Source organism: Aquimarina sp. EL_43 (assembly GCF_943422735.1).
Lineage (GTDB): Bacteria > Bacteroidota > Bacteroidia > Flavobacteriales > Flavobacteriaceae > Aquimarina > Aquimarina megaterium.
On the sequence record NZ_CALSBR010000001.1, the window covers coordinates 6,011,748 to 6,032,840 of the forward strand.

General features: G+C 33.6%; 15 protein-coding genes and 1 other RNA gene. 8 read left to right on the forward strand and 8 right to left on the reverse strand.

What is annotated here, in order from left to right:
• Positions 1-61: 61 nt before the first annotated feature.
• Both NNL09_RS25680 and NNL09_RS25685 read right to left on the reverse strand, forming a co-directional pair.
• On the reverse strand, positions 62-1,180 hold the full coding sequence (locus NNL09_RS25680; protein ID WP_025667859.1) for a hypothetical protein: 1,119 nt from the start codon (positions 1,178-1,180) through the stop codon (positions 62-64).
• Positions 1,181-1,378: 198 nt separating this feature from the next.
• Positions 1,379-4,813 carry a methylmalonyl-CoA mutase family protein gene (locus NNL09_RS25685; RefSeq protein WP_196911279.1) on the reverse strand — a complete coding sequence of 1,145 codons (3,435 nt, stop codon included), beginning with the start codon at positions 4,811-4,813 and terminating at the stop codon, positions 1,379-1,381.
• Positions 4,814-5,096: 283 nt separating this feature from the next.
• On the opposite strand from NNL09_RS25685, the gene purU reads away from it, so the two are divergent.
• The gene (gene purU, locus NNL09_RS25690; protein WP_025667857.1) at positions 5,097-5,951 is read left to right on the forward strand and encodes a formyltetrahydrofolate deformylase; all 855 of its coding nucleotides are present in this window, start codon (positions 5,097-5,099) and stop codon (positions 5,949-5,951) included.
• A 67-nt stretch (positions 5,952-6,018) separates the two neighbouring features.
• Here purU and NNL09_RS25695 read toward each other — a convergent pair whose 3' ends face one another.
• Together NNL09_RS25695 and NNL09_RS25700 are read right to left on the reverse strand one after the other, a co-directional pair.
• Positions 6,019-7,482: an ankyrin repeat domain-containing protein gene (locus NNL09_RS25695; protein WP_196911280.1), complete on the reverse strand. Its 1,464-nt coding sequence runs from the start codon at positions 7,480-7,482 to the stop codon at positions 6,019-6,021.
• A gap of 191 nt (positions 7,483-7,673) precedes the next feature.
• On the reverse strand, positions 7,674-8,630 hold the full coding sequence (locus tag NNL09_RS25700; protein WP_196911281.1) for an MBL fold metallo-hydrolase: 957 nt from the start codon (positions 8,628-8,630) through the stop codon (positions 7,674-7,676).
• A gap of 129 nt (positions 8,631-8,759) precedes the next feature.
• On the opposite strand from NNL09_RS25700, the gene NNL09_RS25705 reads away from it, so the two are divergent.
• Together NNL09_RS25705 and NNL09_RS25710 are read left to right on the forward strand one after the other, a co-directional pair.
• The gene (locus NNL09_RS25705; protein WP_196911282.1) at positions 8,760-9,473 is read left to right on the forward strand and encodes a DUF4197 domain-containing protein; all 714 of its coding nucleotides are present in this window, start codon (positions 8,760-8,762) and stop codon (positions 9,471-9,473) included.
• Positions 9,474-9,611: 138 nt separating this feature from the next.
• Positions 9,612-9,788 carry a Lacal_2735 family protein gene (locus NNL09_RS25710; RefSeq protein ID WP_152538399.1) on the forward strand — a complete coding sequence of 59 codons (177 nt, stop codon included), beginning with the start codon at positions 9,612-9,614 and terminating at the stop codon, positions 9,786-9,788.
• 118 nt (positions 9,789-9,906) lie between these two features.
• On the opposite strand, the gene NNL09_RS25715 is transcribed toward NNL09_RS25710, so the two are convergent.
• The 3 genes from NNL09_RS25715 to NNL09_RS25725 form a co-directional block, all read right to left on the reverse strand.
• On the reverse strand, positions 9,907-10,692 hold the full coding sequence (locus NNL09_RS25715; protein WP_196911283.1) for an ABC transporter substrate-binding protein: 786 nt from the start codon (positions 10,690-10,692) through the stop codon (positions 9,907-9,909).
• 309 nt (positions 10,693-11,001) lie between these two features.
• Positions 11,002-11,814, reverse strand: coding sequence for an orotidine-5'-phosphate decarboxylase (gene pyrF, locus NNL09_RS25720; RefSeq protein WP_196911284.1), 813 nt, complete (start codon positions 11,812-11,814; stop codon positions 11,002-11,004).
• A 28-nt stretch (positions 11,815-11,842) separates the two neighbouring features.
• Positions 11,843-13,051 (reverse strand): NAD(P)-dependent oxidoreductase, encoded by a 1,209-nt coding sequence (locus NNL09_RS25725; protein ID WP_196911285.1) that lies wholly within the window; start codon positions 13,049-13,051, stop codon positions 11,843-11,845.
• Between the two features lie 149 nt (positions 13,052-13,200).
• Between NNL09_RS25725 and ssrA the strand changes: the two genes are divergently transcribed.
• Positions 13,201-13,600, forward strand: a transfer-messenger RNA (tmRNA) gene (gene ssrA / locus NNL09_RS25730).
• 479 nt (positions 13,601-14,079) lie between these two features.
• Here ssrA and NNL09_RS25735 read toward each other — a convergent pair.
• Positions 14,080-14,400: a hypothetical protein gene (locus tag NNL09_RS25735; RefSeq protein WP_196911956.1), complete on the reverse strand. Its 321-nt coding sequence runs from the start codon at positions 14,398-14,400 to the stop codon at positions 14,080-14,082.
• Positions 14,401-14,961: 561 nt separating this feature from the next.
• On the opposite strand from NNL09_RS25735, the gene NNL09_RS25740 reads away from it, so the two are divergent.
• From NNL09_RS25740 to NNL09_RS25755, 4 genes are all read left to right on the forward strand, one after another.
• Complete coding sequence (locus NNL09_RS25740; protein WP_025667848.1) at positions 14,962-15,852, forward strand: hypothetical protein; 891 nt, start codon at positions 14,962-14,964, stop codon at positions 15,850-15,852.
• Positions 15,779-16,609: a hypothetical protein gene (locus NNL09_RS25745; RefSeq protein ID WP_196911957.1), complete on the forward strand. Its 831-nt coding sequence runs from the start codon at positions 15,779-15,781 to the stop codon at positions 16,607-16,609. The genes NNL09_RS25740 and NNL09_RS25745 overlap by 74 nt, the downstream gene beginning before the upstream one ends.
• Positions 16,610-16,984: 375 nt before the next feature.
• The gene (locus NNL09_RS25750; RefSeq protein WP_025667846.1) at positions 16,985-18,427 is read left to right on the forward strand and encodes a glycosyltransferase family 2 protein; all 1,443 of its coding nucleotides are present in this window, start codon (positions 16,985-16,987) and stop codon (positions 18,425-18,427) included.
• Between the two features lie 303 nt (positions 18,428-18,730).
• On the forward strand, positions 18,731-20,983 hold the full coding sequence (locus NNL09_RS25755; protein ID WP_196911958.1) for a S9 family peptidase: 2,253 nt from the start codon (positions 18,731-18,733) through the stop codon (positions 20,981-20,983).
• The last annotated feature ends 110 nt before the right edge of the window (positions 20,984-21,093 follow it).

The window sequence follows — 21,093 nt, forward strand, 5'->3', positions numbered from 1 at the left end:
CTGAAACCATAAAAGGTTAAGTAGTATTCAAAATTTACGACCAGAATGGTTAAGCATACGGTTACGTATCATCTTTTAGTGAAGTATACTGAAGAAAACTATTAGCTTTAGCAAAAGCAATCAATTGTTCTTTACCTCCCGCCCCACTTATGCTAAGCATCTTTTTTATTTGATGAATATGAGTCTGGAACCCATCTGTACTAATGTGCATTTCCTGAGCAATCTCGGTATAAGATTTATAGTTTCCATAATAGGCCAGATACCCTAAAACTTCTTTTTGTCTATCAGAAAGTTCTATTTTTGAAGTTGCTTTTATCGTTTTCAGGTTAGTTTTTAATGTCTTGATCGTATCTAAATGGCTCTCATTTGCTATTTGTAATTGTTCATTTTCTTTTTCAAGTTTTGCTTTTTGAATTTTTAGTTTTTGAGCCAGACTTTGCTGTTGTTCTTTTTCTGAAAGAAATTTCCAACTATACAAAAGAATAGAAAACAGAAGAATAAAAAGAAATTTGAACGAAATAGCCGTAATACTCCCCAATACTCCCCAGAATTGCTGATCGATAAATTGCAATACTCTATCCTGAGGTATCATACGATGAGAAACAGCAATTACAATTAGTACAAATAATGCAAAAGTAGGCAAATACATAAACCTCATTTGCCTTCCTACAAAAGCTTTATTAAGCTCATACAGCAACGAAATAGCTACCAAAATAGAAATAGGAATATCGATCAACCAAATAAAATTATTACTAATCTCGGGATTGCCATAGGAAGACGCGATAAAAACAAAAGTGATCATTCCTAAAACACCACAAAAGAGCCCGATAAATTCTCGAACACTAAAGCGTTGTACCAATCGCACTACAATACCTGGTTTTTGAGGATGTTCTATTGATGGAAGGGATAATAAAATAAACAACGAGTTTGCTAAAGAAACCAGTACACCAAAATAAATCAGAATTTTATTAGTCGAAGGCCATTGCAACCCTTCAACCATAATTAAGTTAACCAATGCCCCTATGCCCCAAACAAATATTGCCAGTCCAAACCATTTAATCCCATGAATAGCTTTTTTATCGGCTCCACGAAGTTTTTCTTTGCTAAAAATACGCTGAATCACTATTGCCGAAATAAGGCACACAATTGCAGTTACTGTATATTCTATGGTACTAAACACGGATTAGATATTTACTCATGTCTAAAGATATTGAAATTTTGATCATTATTAATCTTTCTTAGATAAACCCTAAATAAATCTGGTTTTAAATTGATTTAATTATATGCTATAAACAAGTAAACCTCACAAGTCTTATAGACTTGTGAGGTTTCATTAAAAAATTCTATTCTATGCTTCGCTCTTACGAGATAAGCAACTTTACATATTTCGTCTATACTGCCCTCCTACTTCAAATAATGCTGATGTAATCTGGCCTAAAGAACATTTTTTACACACCTCCATCAAAGCTTCAAAAATATTCTGGTTACTGATTGCTTTTTGTTGTAGATTTTTTAGTAGTTCTGTTGTAGAATCAGCATTTCCTTTATGCAATTCGTTTAGCATTCTGATCTGATATTGCTTCTCTTCTTCTGTTGCACGAATTACCTCTCCTGGTGTTACCGTTGGCGACCCTTTAGAGCTTAAAAATGTATTCACTCCAATAATCGGAAACTTTCCATTATGTTTCAATGTTTCATAATACAGGCTTTCTTCTTGTATTTTACTACGTTGATACATGGTTTCCATCGCCCCGAGCACTCCTCCTCGTTCTGTAATTCTGTCAAACTCTTCTAATACCGCTTCTTCAACAAGATCTGTTAGTTCTTCTATAATAAAAGATCCTTGAATTGGGTTCTCGTTTTTAGCAAGCCCCAGTTCTTTATTGATAATCAATTGTATTGCCATTGCTCTACGCACAGATTCTTCTGTTGGTGTGGTAATGGCTTCATCATAAGCGTTGGTATGCAATGAATTACAATTATCATAGATCGCATATAACGCCTGAAGTGTTGTACGAATATCATTAAAGTCAATTTCCTGAGCATGTAATGACCGACCCGAAGTTTGAATATGATATTTCAACATCTGGGCTCTAGAATTCGCCCCGTATTTATCTTTTAAAGCTTTTGCCCATATTTTACGTGCGACACGGCCTATAACTGCATATTCTGGATCAATACCATTAGAGAAGAAAAAGGATAGGTTAGGTCCAAATTTATTAATATCCATTCCGCGACTTAGGTAATACTCTACATAAGTAAAACCATTTGCCAATGTTAATGCTAACTGCGTAATTGGATTTGCTCCTGCTTCTGCTATATGATATCCAGAAATAGATACCGAATAAAAGTTACGTACTTGTTGATCAATAAAATATTCTTGCACATCTCCCATTAAACGCAATGCAAATTCTGTAGAGAAAATACAGGTATTTTGTGCCTGGTCTTCTTTTAGTATATCTGCTTGTACTGTACCACGAACAGTGTTTAGAGTCGTAGTTTTAATTTCATTATATACATTTGCAGGTAGTACCTGATCTCCTGTAACACCAAGAAGCATTAATCCTAATCCATCATTACCTTCGGGAAGTTCGCCTTGATATTCTGGACGTTCTACACCTTTTTTGGCATATATCTTTTTGATTTTTGACGCTACTTCGTTCTCAAGATTATTTTCTTTAATATATTTCTCACAGTTCTGATCTATTGCTGCATTCATAAAGAAACCTAATAACATTGGAGCAGGACCATTAATGGTCATACTCACCGAGGTCATGGCATGTGTTAAATCAAATCCAGAGTATAATTTCTTTGCATCGTCGAGACAGCAAATCGACACTCCTGCATTACCAATTTTACCATAGATATCAGGTCTTTGATCTGGATCGTTTCCATAAAGTGTTACCGAATCAAAGGCTGTAGAAAGTCGTTTGGCGGGCATTCCTAAACTCACATAGTGAAAACGTCTATTGGTACGTTCGGGGCCACCTTCTCCAGCAAACATACGTGTTGGATCTTCTCCGGTACGCTTAAAAGGATATAAACCCGAAGCATAAGGAAACTCGCCCGGTACATTTTCTTGTAAGCACCACTTCAAGATATCTCCCCAGGCTTCATATTTTGGCAAGGCCACTTTAGGGATTTGACTATGCGACAAAGATTCTGTATGGGTTTCTATTTTAATTTCTTTATCTCTTACCTTAAAAGAATAAATAGGGTCTTTATATTTTTTAACTTTAGCAGCCCACCCGGTAATAATCTCCCAATTATAAGGATCAAGATTAAGTTTTATTCTATCAAACTCTGCCAAAAGTAATTTCAAAAATGATGCATTATCCTCACTTTTCACATTCTGAAGATTCTCTTCATCAATTCCATTCTTAGACAAAGCAATAGAATCGACATTAGCAACGCTACAGATCGTTTTATAAATACCATATAATTTTTGTGCAACTTCTACTTGAGTATTTGCAGTTTTATCATATGCTCTGTTATTTTCTGAGATTTCTGATAGATATCTGGTTCTACTTGGTGGAATAACAAATATCTTTTCTGACATTTCTTTAGAAATATGAAAATCAGATTTCAATTCTGCTCCTGTTTTCTCTACAATTTTATCCATAATTTCCTTGTAGAGTGTGTTCATTCCCGGGTCATTAAACTGCGAAGCAATAGTTCCGAATACTGGTAATTCATCTTGTGGAATATCCCACAATTGATGATTACGCATATATTGTTTTTTTACATCTCGCAATGCATCCAAAGAGCCTCTTTTATCAAACTTATTGATAGCTACCAGGTCTGCAAAATCCAGCATATCTATTTTCTCTAATTGTGTTGCAGCACCAAACTCTGGTGTCATTACATATAAAGAGGTATCGCTATGTTCTAAGATTTCGGTATCAGACTGACCGATTCCCGAAGTTTCGAGAATGATAAGATCAAATTCTGCTGCTTTAAGCACTTCTATAGCTTCTGCTACATACTTAGACAATGCCAGATTAGATTGTCGTGTAGCCAGAGACCGCATGTATACTCTTGGAGAATTAATAGCATTCATTCTAATTCTATCTCCAAGTAGTGCTCCTCCTGTTTTACGTTTAGAAGGGTCTACAGAAATTAATCCAATTGTTTTTTCAGGAAAATCAATCAAAAATCGGCGAACCAACTCATCTACTAATGATGATTTACCCGCACCACCCGTACCAGTAATACCAAGGACAGGTGTTTTAGATGTTTTATTTTTTATATGAATTTGATCTAAAGTATCCTTAGCGACTTCAGGAAAATTTTCTGCAGCAGAAATAACTCTAGCAATAGAACCGATTTCTTTTTCTGCCAGATGCTCTACTTCTCCATTAAGACGATCTCCTATAGGAAAATCTGCTCTCTCTACCAGGTCATTGATCATCCCTTGCAATCCTAATTCTCTTCCATCATCAGGAGAGTATATACGAGTAATCCCATAATCCATGAGTTCTTTGATCTCTTCGGGAAGGATTACTCCACCACCTCCGCCAAATATTTTAATATGAGTTGCTCCTTTTTCTTTTAGCAAATCATACATATATTTAAAATATTCGTTATGTCCTCCTTGATAAGAAGTCATCGCTATAGCATTAGCATCTTCTTGTATGGCACAATTCACAACCTCTTCTACACTGCGATCGTGGCCTAAGTGAATGACTTCTACTCCTGTAGACTGGATAATACGTCGCATAATATTAATAGCGGCATCGTGTCCATCAAATAATGAAGCTGCGGTAACTATTCTTACTTTATTCTTGGGTGTATACGGTGTTTTTTGTTCCATTGATAATAAAAAGTGGTTTTAATGCTGCCAATTTACGAAATATGCATCAAAAAGGATTATTTTTTTAGAATTATATAATTTATTTAACCTATCCAATGCTTTCATTATTTATAGTTCAAATTTAATATTAATTATTCTAGTTTTCTAAAAATCATACATTGATCAGAGCAATACAGTATAAATCCATAAGAAAATAAGGATAATTAATAAAACTTAAGAAAAAACAATTTCTAAAATCAGTTCAATAATAGTAAGTTTATGTCCTGAGAAAACACAAGTCATAATGAAAAAAACAACCCTATTAATTAATTGCCCCGACAGAAAAGGAATTATTGCTACCGTCACCAATTTCATTCTAGCCAAAAAAGGGAATACCATATATATAGAACAGCATGTAGATCGTGAACTAAAGGAGTTCTTTATGAGATTAGAATGTGAATTTGATGAAGACGAAGAAAAACTAGCACTATTTAAAGAGTCTTTTACTACACATGTTGCAGAAAATTATAATATGCACTGGGAAATGTATAATGCCGAAAAAAAGCCTCGAATGGCTCTTTTTGTTTCTAAATATAATCATTGCCTTTATGATATCCTGGGAAGATATGCTTCTGGAGAGTTAAAAGTACACATCCCTATTATTATAAGCAACCATGAAGACCTTAAGCCTATTGCTGATGCTTTTGATATCCCATTTAAATATATCCCGGTAACAAAAGATACCAAAAAACAGGCTGAAACACAGCAAATAGAGCTTCTAAAAGAATATAAAATTGATTTTATAGTTCTGGCGAGATATATGCAAATTATTTCTTCTGATTTTATAGATCAATTTCCTTATAAAATCATAAACATACACCGTTCTTTTTTACCAGCTTTTCCTGGAACAAAACCATATCATTCTGCTTACGAAAGAGGTGTAAAAATAATTGGTGCAACAAGTCATTATGTAACTCCAGATCCAGAAGGCGGGCCTATTATCGAGCAAGAGATTGCACGTGTATCCCACATTCATAATGCAGATGATTTTATGCTTAAAGGCCGAGATCTCGAAAAAATTGTATTATCGCGAGCCATTAAACATCATCTCGAAAGAAAATTGCTAGTTTATAATAATAAAACTGTTGTTTTTTCTTAAAGTAGAAACGTTATTAAAATATACTTCTGTTTCAAAGTACAGAACAGTACAAGAAGGAGGCTGGCTTTTATAAATATTTACGCTGCTTTAACCATTTCACCATTTTAGGATTGATCTTATGCCTTGGTAATTTTCTAAGCGGTTTGATCTTTGCTCTGTTCTCTATAAGAAGGATGACCATCTCTGTATGATTATGTAATACAGCGATACATAGTGGCGTTTCTGTATATAATCCAGTGTGGGTTCCATGTTCAATCGGCACCTTATGTTCTAGTAATACTTTTGCTGCTTCCAGAGTATTTTCTTGTGCCGCTATCATTAAAGGTGTTTTATGAAAGTAATTTGGAGTATTAGGGTTCGCCCCATGATCTAATAACAATTTTATAACAGTTGCATTATTTTCCTTAACCGCAGATATAAGTGGTGTTTCACCTAAACCAAACACCTCTGTGTTCTGAAGATTGATGTCTGCACCAGCATCAAGAAGTATATGTATTAACCTGGCATTATTTTTAATGACTGCCATATTTAGCGCAGAAAAACCTAACTCAGAAGTTGTATTTACATCTATCCCTATTTGTAGTAAATGCTTTACTAACGGAATATCTTCTTGAGCACAAGCCTCTACCAAAGATACTGTCTCCAGCTTCTCAATATCCTCTATCTTGAATTCTTTAGTACTTTCGGTTTTTTCCTGTCGTTTCTCTTCTAAAAAGTTTTCCTGAGAATCAATAGGTGTTTTATACACCTCTTGTGAGGTCTCAATTTCTTTTACAGAATTCGAAACAGAATCTGTTACACCATTCGCTTTAAGATACTTTATACTTTGCTTGAAATATTTCGCTATAGTCTTATTTAGAAATTGAATATAGTCTGTAGATTCTTCTCGTTTTATAGCTAAGTATGCCATTGCATACGCAATAATTTGCTCTGGCAAATATCCCTGTTTGCTCATTTTCCAGTTGCTTCCTATTCCTATTTGTTGTGAAGAAAAATTAAATTTTGAGTTTCCAATAAAAATTCCAAAACCACATACAATGGCCAAAAGATCTGTGAGATACTCATCATTATCCTTGATCCATTGTTCTCCTAAAAGCAGTTGATGCGATAATTCGTGAGCTATTGTAGCAATTAAAGCCTCTAAGTTGTTTAGTTGATCGGTGGCTATAAAAATCGTAGTAACATCATTTAAATTTTGATACATTCCTGCTGCGCCTTCCCATCTACCATTGATATCAGCTGGTGTAGTAAGAATTCTACCATCTTCCATTTTTACGGCTCCATCATTAAATAGTTTCAATTGAATGTTTATATCTTCTATACCCATTAGTTGCATGATCTGATTCAATAAAAACTTTGCATCAGGCAGAGTACCTTCAAACTTTCTATTAAAATAGGGATGAGTTGGCAATATGGTTTCTATTTTCAACCCTCGTTCTGCTAAATTTTCTTCAAGAAATGTAATACTTTCTTCTACCCATTTTTTATCCTCTAGAGTAATGGGTAATTTCAAGTTATTTTTCCAAAACATATATAGTTTTTCACTTTATAAATTATCTATAAAGATAAGACGATACTAAGTAACAGTATCCCCCATTTTCAGTGATTTTATGTTTCAAATTTAACATAAGCATTTACTGCCTCTATATTTAGAAAGAATCTCGATCAATGCAGTTCTAATAGAGTAAAAGCAATTCTTAACAATAACAATACTGTAGTTTTTTATAGCGGAAAAACATCTTTGGTATTTGCAAAATGATACCCTTGTTCTTCTAAAGCTGTTCTTCCTTCATAATTTTTTTGAAGTGCGGGATTCGAATGATTAAAATGAATAAATATTATTTTTGATTTCACTTCTCTTGATTCATTTTTAAATAAAGCAATGGTTTCTTCGATAAAAGGATGTGGCACCTCTGACATTGGCCTTGGAATCTCTCCGTTTTTAAAGAAAGTGGCATCAATAAAAGCATAATCCACTTGTTTAACCTGATCAACAATATTTTTCTCCCAAAGAGACCACTTATTAATATCTGGGATAAATAATGCTTTTTTATTATTTCCGATGATTTTATACCCTACCGTTTCAGAATATTCATCCCTATGAGGCACCAAAAAAGGAATAACTTGTATCGCGCTTGTTAAGGTTAGTGTAGAATCTGCTTGCATAGGTTTAATAGCTATATTCTGCAAAGAGACTAATTGTGACCAAGGGCCGTTAGTTTCTAAAAAAGATTGCATTCTTGGCATTGCATACACAGGTATTTTATTTGCTCCCATGGCTTCTCTGCCAAAATGCATCAATCCTGTATAGTGTCCTATATGGGCATGTGTTAAAAATACTCCATCAATAATAGCATCATTTTGTAGATGTTCATTATCTAGGACCGCTAATTGTTCTGGCATATCTGGTGTTGCCTCGAACATAAATTTTTTATGGTTTTTCTTATCAATCACCCCCAATGCAGTAACCAATTCTTTATCTGCCAGGCCTTTTTGAACAGCTATATATTCGTTTGTATTGTTAATATGAGGAAACCCTCCGTCCTGCGCAATTCCTAATACAGTTATGTATTGATCAAATTCATTTTGTAGAACAGATTGGCTTTTTATCGATACTTTTTCATTTTTACATGAAATAATTAGAGTAGATAGTATTAAAAAAATTAAATTTGGTTTCATCTGGCTACATTTATTAATTTTTAAAGATCAGGTAAAATTCGCAATACGTAATTATGATTCAATATCAATTTTATCTTACTGGCGTATTTAATATAGTTATAATCACAATCTCAAATCTAATAAGAAATCATGAAACAAATTTTTAGTATACTCGCTATCTTTTTATTATCAAGTTGTGCAGAGTTACAACAAGTTGTAAATAACCTTCCGCAGACTACCGGAGGTTTTGGGTTGAGCAATATTGACATCTCTAATGGGTTAAGAGAAGCTTTAGATAATGGCATAGATAAGCAAGTCACAAAACTTACCCAAAAAGATGGTTTTTACAGAAATCAACTTGTTAAGATTCTTCTTCCGCAAGAATTACAAAAAGTGGATAAAACATTAAGAGACATAGGATTAGGCAAACTCGCAGACGAAGGATTAAAAGCAATTAATCGTGCTGCAGAAGATGCTGTAAAAGAAGCAACACCTATATTTGTAGGTGCTGTAAAACAAATAACGTTTAATGATGCTAAACAAATACTGTTAGGTAATAACAGAGCAGCTACTCAATATCTTGAGAGTAAGACTCGTAGTCAACTATATCAAAAGTTTAATCCCGTAATCAATAAATCGTTTTCTAAAGTAGGTGCAGACAAAATTTGGTCTAATATCATCACAAAATACAATGCTATACCTCTTACAAACAATGTTAACCCAGATCTCACCGATTATGTAACTGGTGAAGCTCTTAAAGGAGTGTATGCAATGATTGCTGTAGAAGAGCAAGAAATCCGAACTAAGCTTAGTTCGAGAACAACAGACTTATTGCGACGGGTATTTGCCTTGCAAGATCGATAAAAGCCTAAGCAAGTCTCTTAATTATTGATTAAGAGACTTGCTTATATTTATCACAATTTTAGACTACCTTAACTGATTCTTAAGAAACCTCCCTTTTATTATCCAGTATCTTTGCATTATTAATGTAAGAGAAGAAAAATGTTTGCCTGGTTAAAGAACAAAACTGAATTGCAAAAACTGCAGCACACCTACTGTAAATTAATGAAAAGTGCTTATAAATTAGCACTTACAGATAAAAACAAAAGTGATCAGCTTCATCAAAAAGCTGATAAAATTTTAATTCAAATAAAAGAAATTGAAGGGCAATCTTCCTGATGAATATTTGACACTCCTAAGACCATTTAGTACTGTTTTTTAAACATAAAGTATGGGCTAATTTCATACCAATACACTTCATGCATGGTATAGAAATAGTTGTCATGTACAAAATTTTCTATACTTCATGAAGTGTTCTAAAATATGTAAAAGCTTCTGCAAGTCGAGACCCATACCATGAGAAATATTCTCCATCAACCAAAATAATCTTTGCAGTGGTTGTATTTTTCAATTCATCGATATGCTTTTTTGAAAAAGGATATGGTTCAGAGGATAACATGATCAAGTCTAAATCTTGTATTGTTCTAAGTTCCTCTTTTGAGATTTCTGGATAACGATCTTTATTGCCAAAAACATTTACAAAACCATTTACTTTTAGCAGATGATCTACAAATGTGTTTTTACCGGTTACCATCCAGGGGTCTTTCCATATAAAATAGGCTACTCGTTTTTGAGGCATCCCAGATACAAAATTATCAAAAGATTCTTTTTCTAACCTTATTTTAGATATCAGTGTATTTGCTTCCTCTTTTTTGTCAAAAATATCCCCATATTGCTTAATCATTTCCAAAGCTTCTGATATAGAAAAAATATCTGAGACATGTACAGGATATTCTTTTTCAAGATATTCTACTATTTCTCTTGTGTTTTCTTCCTTATTACAAAGAATGATATCAGGATTTAGCTTTTTAATTTTTTCGTAATTGACTTTCTTTGTACCTCCTACAATAGCTTTTTGACTTCTTATCGTTTTTGGGTGAACGCAAAATTTGGTAACCCCTACAATATGATCTGATACTCCTAACGAAACTAATAACTCGGTTTGTGAAGGTACTAAAGAAACAATACGCTTTGGAGATTTTAGAAATTCGATTTTCCTACCTAATTGATCTGTACATATCATATCCCTGGTCGTGTTACATTTTATGAATTCTTAAAAATTATAAAAAAATCATAAATACTTAATAATTAGATACTTAAAAATAGGATTTTAAAAATTATCTCCTTATATTAGAAGATATTAATATTAAAATTTTGGGGCTATGAGTTCAATATTACTAAATGTTATCATTTATGGTATAATGGCATTTTTCGTTATTTTTATTGCATACGGACTTTACGGGTATGCAAAACATGTTTTTAACGCCAATAGACGTTAATTCTATCCTTTTGGAAAGGAACAAGAGTATACGCTATTCTTGTTCCTTTTTTATTATTTCAGGATATTTTCCATTTGTTTTTGAAGTTCAAGTGCTTTTTCTGCTGCCGCTTTGGCATAATCAATTCCATCTGAAGCATATATAATGCCTCTAGAAGAGTTGATTAACAGTCCTACTTGATCATTCAATCCGTATGTACATACTTCTTGTAAATTTCCACCTTGTGCGCCTACACCGGGAACCAAAAGAAAACTATTTGGCATAATTTTTCTAATTTCCCCAATAAATTCGGCTTTGGTTGCACCAACCACATACATTAAGTTTTCAGAGTTTTTATATGATTTAGAAACTTCTAACACCTGCTTGTACAGCTCTTTTCCCTCTACATTTTTTGTCTGAAAATCAAAAGCGCCCTGGTTAGATGTCAATGCCAGTAAAATCGTATGTTTATTCTCGAAAGCTAAAAAAGGTTCTACAGAATCTTTACCCATATAAGGGGCAACGGTTACAGAGTCAAATCCTAAGTCTTCAAAAAAAGCTTTGGCATACATTGTACTTGTGTTACCAATATCTCCTCGTTTGGCATCTGCAATCGTAAAAACCTCGGGATAATTTGCATTTAGATAGATAATTGTCTTTTCGAGAGATTTCCACCCTTTGATACCGTATGCTTCATAAAAAGCAGTATTAGGCTTATAGGCAACGGCAAGATGGTGCGTGGCGTCTATAATAGCTTTATTAAACTCAAAAATAGGATCTTCCTCATTTAATAGGTGCTTAGGGATTTTATTTAAATCCACATCTAATCCTATACATAAAAATGATTGTTTTGCATGTATTTGAGCAACCAGTTCCTGAGTTGTCATATTAATTGTATTGATCTATTGATTAACATTATTCTTTACCTTCTACATAGTCCTGAAGATAACTATATCTTTCAGTCAGCTTTCCATCTTTGGTCATTCTTGCTCTTTCGAGAATACCATCTTTATCATCATTAAAAAATGCAGGGATTACATGTTCTAAAAACATGTCTCCAAATCCTGTACTGGCATCTTTGGGTAATTCGCATGGCAAATTATCAACAGCCATAACCCCGATTGCATTTGGATCTATAGCATCGGTTTCGGTTTCGGTTTGTGGATTATAGCCATATATCGGATCTGCAATTGTAGAAGATCTAATTGTAGAGGCAACCGGCCCATCGATATCACATGAAATATCTGCTACCAATTTGATATTAAAACCTTCGGATTTTGCATCTTCTCTGGTAAAAATATAAGGTGCTCCGTCTCCAAAGAAGTGACCTGCAATATACATATCACTCACTTCTGCAAATCGCATAAAATCTCCTTCATATTCTTGTGGGTTGCTATAAAAATCACCCTTGTCTATGATACGCCCATCTTTGCGCTTATTATAATCCAACACATCAATTTGAACATAAACAGGTTCATCAAACGTAGCATTCAGGTATTCGTCTACAGCAACTTCTCTGATATGCATAGCGTCGATAATCTCTTTGGCTCCACCTCCTACTTTTCCGTTTCCGGTAAGTACAATCTTTATATTGGGTAACTTAATTTTCGATAATTCAGACTCTAATGCTTTTTGATCGTTAAGTGTTTCGGCTTTAGGTAAAGTAAAAGTATCAAACTTAAGTCCCCAGGCTCTAAATCCATTATACGCACCAACAATCCCAGCGTATTTTCCAAATCCTATTAACCTAAAACCATTCTGACCCACAATGACTTCGTGATCATATAGCTCTATATTCTTTTCGAGAATTGCCTTTAGTAAATCCCTATTATACGATTGTTTTTTGATCGTATGCGAAAAGAAAAAATATTTTTTGTTGGGTAATAAAGCAGCAACAGGCACTTCTTTTACACCAAGCAGTACATCACAATCTGATAGATCATCAGAAACGGTAAAACCTGCTTTTTCATACTCAGAGTCATCAAAAACTCTAACATGAGAAGGTTCAACAATAAAAGAAGCTTGAGGAAATTTGGTCACTACTGATTTTAGGCCATCTGGCGAAAAAACGACACGACGATCTGGCGGGTTTTTTCGCTCTTTAATGACACCGAACTTAGTCATATGAATTGGTATAAATTTTGTACTAAAAAACGAGGGTAAAGATATGATAATTATGATTATATTTGCTGCCCGAAAGTATTTTTGGTCAAATTGAGAGCATATTTTGTTTTCTAAAGAAATATAATGATCAAATTTCGGAAAATACTACTGGGGTCGACTGGTTTTGACAGCGAGATTAATAAGGTAGTAAGCACGTCGAGCGCTGGGATATAGCTCGTAAATATCATATTTCACTTTTTTAAACGGCGAGAATAACTACGCCCTAGCTGCATAATCTGAATTTATAGTAGGATAGTGCCTCGGTTCACAAGGTGAACAAGCAGGATACCTCTCAAGAGCCTTGGTTTGCGGCGATTGATCATGAGGTATCGTAAAAGTAAACCTAGAAATTATAGGATCTTGATATAATTTCGAAATTTAATTAAGAATAAGCGATAGGTTGGCGGTTTTTGGTCTTTCTTATCGACGAAAATTAAACAAAAACTAAACGTGTAGAAAGCTATTGTATTACTTGTTTGGACGAGGGTTCGAATCCCTCCGACTCCACTACAAACCTGCCAAACGGCAGGTTTTTGTGTATCCGGGGGATTCGCCCAATGCGCCAGCTGGCTCTTTCGCTGCAAATGTCCTCAGGACATTTACTAATCGCTACAGCCTTCTCCGACTCCACTACAAACCTGCCAAACGGTAGGTTTTTGTGTATCCGGGGGATTCGCCCAATGCGCCAGCTGGCTCTTTCGCTGCAAATGTCCTCAGGACATTTACTAATCGCTACAGCCTTCTCCGACTCCACTACAAACCTGCCAAACGGCAGGTTTTTGTGTATCCGGGAGATTCGCCCAATGCGCCAGCTGGCTCTTTCGCTGCAAATGTCCTCAGGACATTTACTAATCGCTACAGCCCTCTCCGATTTCATAGAAACACGTAAAACCTCTTTTTTTAAAGAGGTTTCTTTTTTCACGGGAAAGTAAATAGGAAAGTAGTTATTGTTTCATTGTTATTTTTTTTAATTCGAACAGATATATTTTCTACTTATCCATTAATATAATGTCATTATCTAAACTAGACCAGTACTCTAAGGAATGAATAGATGAAGTTGAATTCAGGTTTTTAATTTTAAATACCTTTTTTAATCGATACTCTACTCCGTTTAGTATCATTTCCTTTTCATTACTTTTTTCATTTTCAAAATGAGTCATCTGCATTACAATGTATTTTTCTTTCTCTATATGTAAGAACGATAAATCACCTTCTCTATAAAATTTAGATACATTTACTTGCGTCTTTTGCTCTTGGCTATAACCACATAAGGATATTAGAAGAATTAATACTTTAATTAGGTTTCTCATTTGTTTATTGAACTTTAATTTTTTAATTTTTTTCTATGAATTTCTACTCAATCATGAAAATATAAAAAATCCCATAATTTCGATTCATTTATTATAGTTTTATTCTATCCCTTCTCATTTTTTTGTAATACCTGCGTTTCTTCCTCATAAAGTGCAATCTCAAAACCTCTCTTAATTAAATCATTAATCACTTATGGTTTTACTTCTTGCAGATACAGTATAGATCCATCAATTCTAACTTGTGAATCTTTATCAAAATCTCGAATTACTTTTATTATTTTTTCATTTTTTTCTTTCATTTTTAGTTTTAGATATTAGTCTTTTTACTCATCTATTCTCTATTCGTAACTTGTATCAAATGGAGTGTCTAAAGAACATCTGGAAGGCATTATTTTTAAAGACTCATCGAAACTCTAGAAATATATCTATATGAAATAAAGTACTCTGGGAGTTTATCTGCTAATTTTAAAAGTAAAAATTCAACGGTTTTAGCGTATCCTAATTACAACATATGTTAGTAACTTTAATTGTCATAAAAACGAAAAGAAAAATTAAAATATTATGGGGTTAATAGACTTGTATCCAGATAATAAGAATAGGGCTAGAAGATTGGATCAATTGTCTAGCGATATAGGAGTGTTTTTAGTAGATTTAACTTTGATAGCAGATAGTATACAAGATTCTTTAGATGAGTTTCATGGGAAGGCTAGAGATATGCTTTTAGATTTGAATATTGATCCATCTGACCCTAGACTAAAACCTAAAATAATAAAATTAGGTGATGGCGTTGTCCTTGAAGTAATAGAATATTTAGCCGAATTTTTCGCTTTTTTGGCTGTCCAAAACTTTGTAAGTACTGCACTTTTAGTAAGAATGGCAAAAAATCTAGATAGAATTCCTATAAAAGGAGGTGGAGAAATAATAGGAGGAACAATTATAAAAAGAGTTGGGAAAGATATCGAATACCAGGGAGCTCAAAACTTGGAAAGAGTAGCTATCAAAAAACTAAGGTTTCCAAAATGGATTAGATTCAAAGCTTTTGCTGGAGGAGCGGCTGCAGCTCTTGTAATTACTGTTGCAATCGAGTTAATCGTTGATTCTATTCAAGGCGCAATAGTAAGAGATAAATTACAAAAAGGTATTCGAGGTCTTTATGGTCCAAGAGCAAGGGTTAAAATGGCATTATTGGCAAATCAAAAACTGAAAGAACTCATTGATAAAGGGATAGGAGATCTAGATATGATGAGAAAGCTTGGTTATTCAGAAGAACAACTAGATAAGTTTTTGGATCTGAAATCAAAGGAAATTTCGGATATTGTTGAAAAAACAGGAGTACAAGAATTAGCCAAGGAAGCTGTCCGTATTTTAGAGCAATTGGATGGAAACCGAAATTCATTTAGGGATGACGATAAAATGGATAAAAAAAATTGCTCAAACGTCGTCTGTTGGTAAAAAAAACAATTCTATGTCTATATTTAATAGCATTTGGAAAGGTATTGAAACTTCATTTGATGTAATTACTGGTAATGAAGACATTCTTTACCCAGATAACAAAAACCGAAAAAAGCGAGCATCCGAATTATTTAATGATGTAAAACACTTCCAACAAGAAATCGTTTTATTAAAAAAAAATATTGAGCAAAAACTAAACTCTATCGGATTAAAGTATAAAGATAGTTTCAATTTAGAAAGATTTAATTTTAAATTATGGGAAGTAGAAAGTGTTGACAAATTGAGGAGGGTTTTAGAATTGTCTAATATTCAAGATGCTTTGATGATTTCAGGCTTATTATCATTATCGGATGAGAATGAACAAAAAAGAGTAATTGATACAATTGATTTGCCCTTTGATATGAAAATGATTACTATTAAAGGCATTCCCATTCTATTCTATGGAGGTGTTATTGGAGGATCAATAGCAGGAGCAACAGCTAGAAGTAAACTCAGAGAATATATAAAGCATATTCAACCTGTTAGAAATATCATGTTTTATTATAAAATACTTTTAGAAGAGTTAAGTAAAAATTTATCTAAATTAGGATCCAAAGAATTTCTTATTTCTATATACAACAAAGATCTAGTAGAAGAAAAATTCGAACAAAAAATAGGAGAAATAAAGGAAGGTTTATTGAAAATAACAAAAAATGATGCCTTAGTAAAACTAAAGAATCGTGACAAATTGAGAGGAAGCTGGTTAAACGAAGATTGAAATTAATCTATTTATTTTTTTCTCGCTTGTTCAATTTCTCATAATTTCCAAATTAGTTTACTTTTCGTTTTACGGTAGTCTATCCTAATTTATTTAATAACAAATTTAACTTTTCAATATCGATCCTCCGTATATTTTTTTCAGTTTTATCGGTTACTCCCCAGAACTTATATAAGCAGGATTGAGTATCTTTTTTGCTAATAAAAGCATCCGTATCACATTTAATTTATACAAAAATGATGTATAAATACACACAAGTGTGTAAAATCTCTACACCTAATAAATTAGAGTGATCGCCTAAACACTTGTTATTCAAATCATATTCAAAATGGCATCAATGTTGTTTTTTCTCACGAGTAATTTAAGGAAACATTCATGAAGCAATCAACATCTTGCGAATCTTTGGAAACATCAATATCTATAAATAAATCCCCTAATTCTCTAGAAAAATTTATTTCAAAAGTATCATCACCCCTCATTCTAATAGCAACATTTCTACTAATATTTGGCGGTGCATCTTTATTTTATTTCTTACAACCTTATTTTGAAAAAGTGTATTTAGAAAGAATGAACACCATCTGGGGGACACCCTTAATGATCACTGGTATCACGCTACTTACTCTTAAAATTAGCTTTTTAATTTATATACTGTTTTTATATCTACGCTATAAGATCATTAAACCAGTATCACATGAAGAATTACCTTCTTGCACGGTCATCGTACCTGCTTACAATGAAGGAGAATTGGTTTATAAAACCTTACTTAGTCTTGCCGAAAGTGATTACCCGAAAGAAAAATTACAGTTGATTTCTATTGACGACGGAAGCCAGGATAATACCTGGCAATGGATGCAAAAAGCTAAAGAAGTATTAGGCGATCGTGTTTCGATTTACCAACAACCTAAAAACAAAGGAAAAAGACACGCATTATACCGTGGATTTAATTTAGCCACAGGAGAAGTATTTATAACTGTTGATAGTGATTCTATAGTTAAAAAAGATACGTTGCGCCTTATGGTCAGTCCTTTTGTTGTAAATAAAGAATGTGGGGCTGTGGCAGGAAATGTACGTGTATTAAACAGAGAAAAAGCTGTAATTCCACGTATGCTAAATGTTAGTTTTGCCTTTAGTTTCGAATTTATCCGTTCTGCACAAAGTAGATTAGGTTCTGTATTATGTACACCAGGTGCTTTATCTGCTTATCGTAGAGAAGCAGTCTTCAATTGTCTTCAAGACTGGATTAATCAAACATTTATGGGGGAAGTTTCAAAAATTGGTGAAGATCGTGCAATGACTAATATGATTTTGAAACAAGGTTATAAAGTATTTTTTCAGCGTGAGGCATACGTTTATACCAACACTCCAGAGCGCTACAAAAACCTATCAAAAATGTTTATTCGTTGGGAGAGAAGTAACATTCGTGAAAATATTGCAATGAGTAAATTTGCCTTTACAAATTTTAGAAAAGGATCTAAAATTGGTACCCGAGTACTACTCTTAAACCAATGGTTAAAAATGATAGCTGCCTATCCAGCTACGTTGTTAATGTTATTTTTTATATGTACATATCCACTATTATTCCTTAGTTCTACATTGGTGAGTATACTGGTTTTTTCGAGTATACAAGCTTTATTTTATGCCAAAAAGCATACTATCTCAGAATCTTTTTGGGCTTATCCATATAGTGTTTTTTATGCCTTTACGTTATTTTGGATTACTCCTTATGCAATAGCCACTGCTGGCAGAAGTGGTTGGTTGACCCGAGATTTAAACGATGAGGAATTAAAGAAACAACAGGTCGTTGCTGTATCATCTTAATCTATTATAGGATAGGATATCGAATTCTTAATAAAACCAAACTTCTAAAAAAAGTGAAATAACACTCTATAATGATCCTTCTAAGTTGAATTGAAGTGAATCTTTAAAAGGGTTTTTATATGCTGAAATAAAATTGAGCTAAGAGATAAAGTATTATTTTCTCCGATTTTTCAATAAAATAACCTCAAAAAAGATAATATAGTATCATGTTTAGTTAACTTATAGTGCAAAATCTATACGATATCACTATATCTTTGAGAAATCACCAAATTGAACATTTCTTTAAAATTAAACTTCTGATTAATGATACATTGTAATACGATCAAAAAGATCTGCTGCATATTCTTTGTTATACTAAATGTAAGCATCTTATCTGCACAACAATCAAAACTTTCACTAGAACAAATCTTTAGTAGCAGAGACTTTTCTTCAGAACGATCAAAAGCTTTAAAATGGTTCGAAGGAGGAGATTCATATACTACCTTGGTAGCTTCTTCAGAAAACAAAGGGTATTATGATATTATTAAAACAGATACTAAAACAGGAGAACAAAGTATCTTAATTCCTGCAAAGTGGATGATTCCCGAAGGAAAAGACACTCCGCTTCGTATAGAAAATTATACCTGGTCTACCGATAAAAGTAAAGTCTTATTCTTTACCAACTCTTCTAGAGTATGGAGGTATAACACCAAAGGGGATTATTGGGTATTACACTTAAAAACAAAAAAACTAACCAAACTGGGAGGAGCAAAAGCAAAATCATCTTCACTTATGTTTGCCAAGTTCTCTCCAGATGGAAATAAGGTAGGATATGTAAGAGAACATAATATTTATGTCGAATCACTTACCGATGGAAATATCACTGCATTAACAACAGACGGAACAGATAAAATCATTAACGGAACCTTTGATTGGGCATATGAAGAAGAATTCTCTTGTAGAGATGGTTTTAGATGGAGTCCCGATGGCCGCAAAATTGCATACTGGAGGATCGATGCCAGTAAGATAAAGAATTTCCTGATGATCAATACTACAGATTCTATCTATTCGTATACAATACCAGTACAGTATCCTAAAGCAGGAGAAAAGCCGTCTGAAGCAAAAGTTGGAGTCGTTAATACATCGGGAGGAGCTACAACCTGGATGAAATTACCAGGAGATGCCAGTAATCAATATGTCCCTCGGATGATTTGGAAACCAGATTCTAAATCATTACTTCTGCAACACCTCAACAGGGCACAAAATCATAATAAAGTAACACTTTGCAATGCTCTGGATGGGAATACTCAGGTAATTTATGAAGATAAAGAAACTGCTTGGTTAGAAGCGGTAGATGATTTTAAATATCTAGAGGATGCCAGTACATTTACCTGGGTAAGTGAAAAAAGTGGCTGGAAAGCGCTTTACCTTATTAAAGATGGTAATGAAACTCAGGTATCACCTACCGATTCAGATATGATTAATATTGAATTAATCGACGAAAAAAATGGATGGTTGTACTATATGGCAAGTCCAGAAAATGCTACACAAAGGTACTTGTATAGAACCAAACTTAATAAAAAGGGAAAAGCAGAAAGACTATCACCCAAAGATCAACCAGGAACGCATCGATATCGTATTGCTCCAAACGGAAAATTTGCTCAACATACTTATTCTAAATCTGGCCTTCCCCCTACTACCGATATTATTTCTTTACCCGATCACAAAGTGATTAAAACTTTGGTCTCTAACCAAAAGTTAAAAAAACAAATAGCGGCTATAGATCGCAATCCGCAAGAATTTTTTAAAATTTCTTTAGACGATGGCACATCACTAGATGCATATATGATCAAGCCTCTAGGATTTGATCCATCAAAAAAGTATCCTGTGTTATTTCATGTATATGGTGAACCCTGGTCCCAAACCGTATTAGATTCCTGGGGCGGAAGTAACTATTTATGGCATACCATGCTATCCCAGCAAGGGTATATTATAATGAGTATCGATAATCGCGGGACTCCCGGACCTAAAGGAAGAGAATGGCGAAAATGTGTGTATGGTCAAATTGGTGTTCTTTCTTCTTCAGACCAGGCGCAAGGAACAAAAAAGAGTATCGAAATGTTTAATTTTATAGACCCGGATCGCATTGGTATCTGGGGATGGAGCGGTGGTGGTTCTATGACCCTTAATGCTTTATTTAGGTATCCCGAAATCTATAAAATGGGAATGGCAGTAGCCCCAGTATCTGATCAAAGATTATATGATAACATCTACCAGGAACGATACTCGGGAATACCGCAAATCATGCCCGAAAGTTATGAAAAAGGCTCTCCTGTTAATTTTGCCAAAAACCTTAAAGGAGATTTATTACTGATTCACGGAACAGGAGATGATAATGTTCATTATCAAAGTATAGAAGTATTGGCTAATGCGCTTATTCGTTATAATAAAATATTCTCTATGGTATCATATCCTAACCGATCTCATGGTATATACGAAGGAGAAAACACCTCTAGACACTTACGTGAAACATTAACCCATTATCTTAAAACAAATTTACCAAGCGGAGGAAAATAAAGGTTAATATTCGATTTACATACTAAAGCTTATCATAGCGATACTAACAATGCATAAGGAGTCTTTCAAAAATAGATGTACTGTAAGTTATACGTCACTTGTATATATTT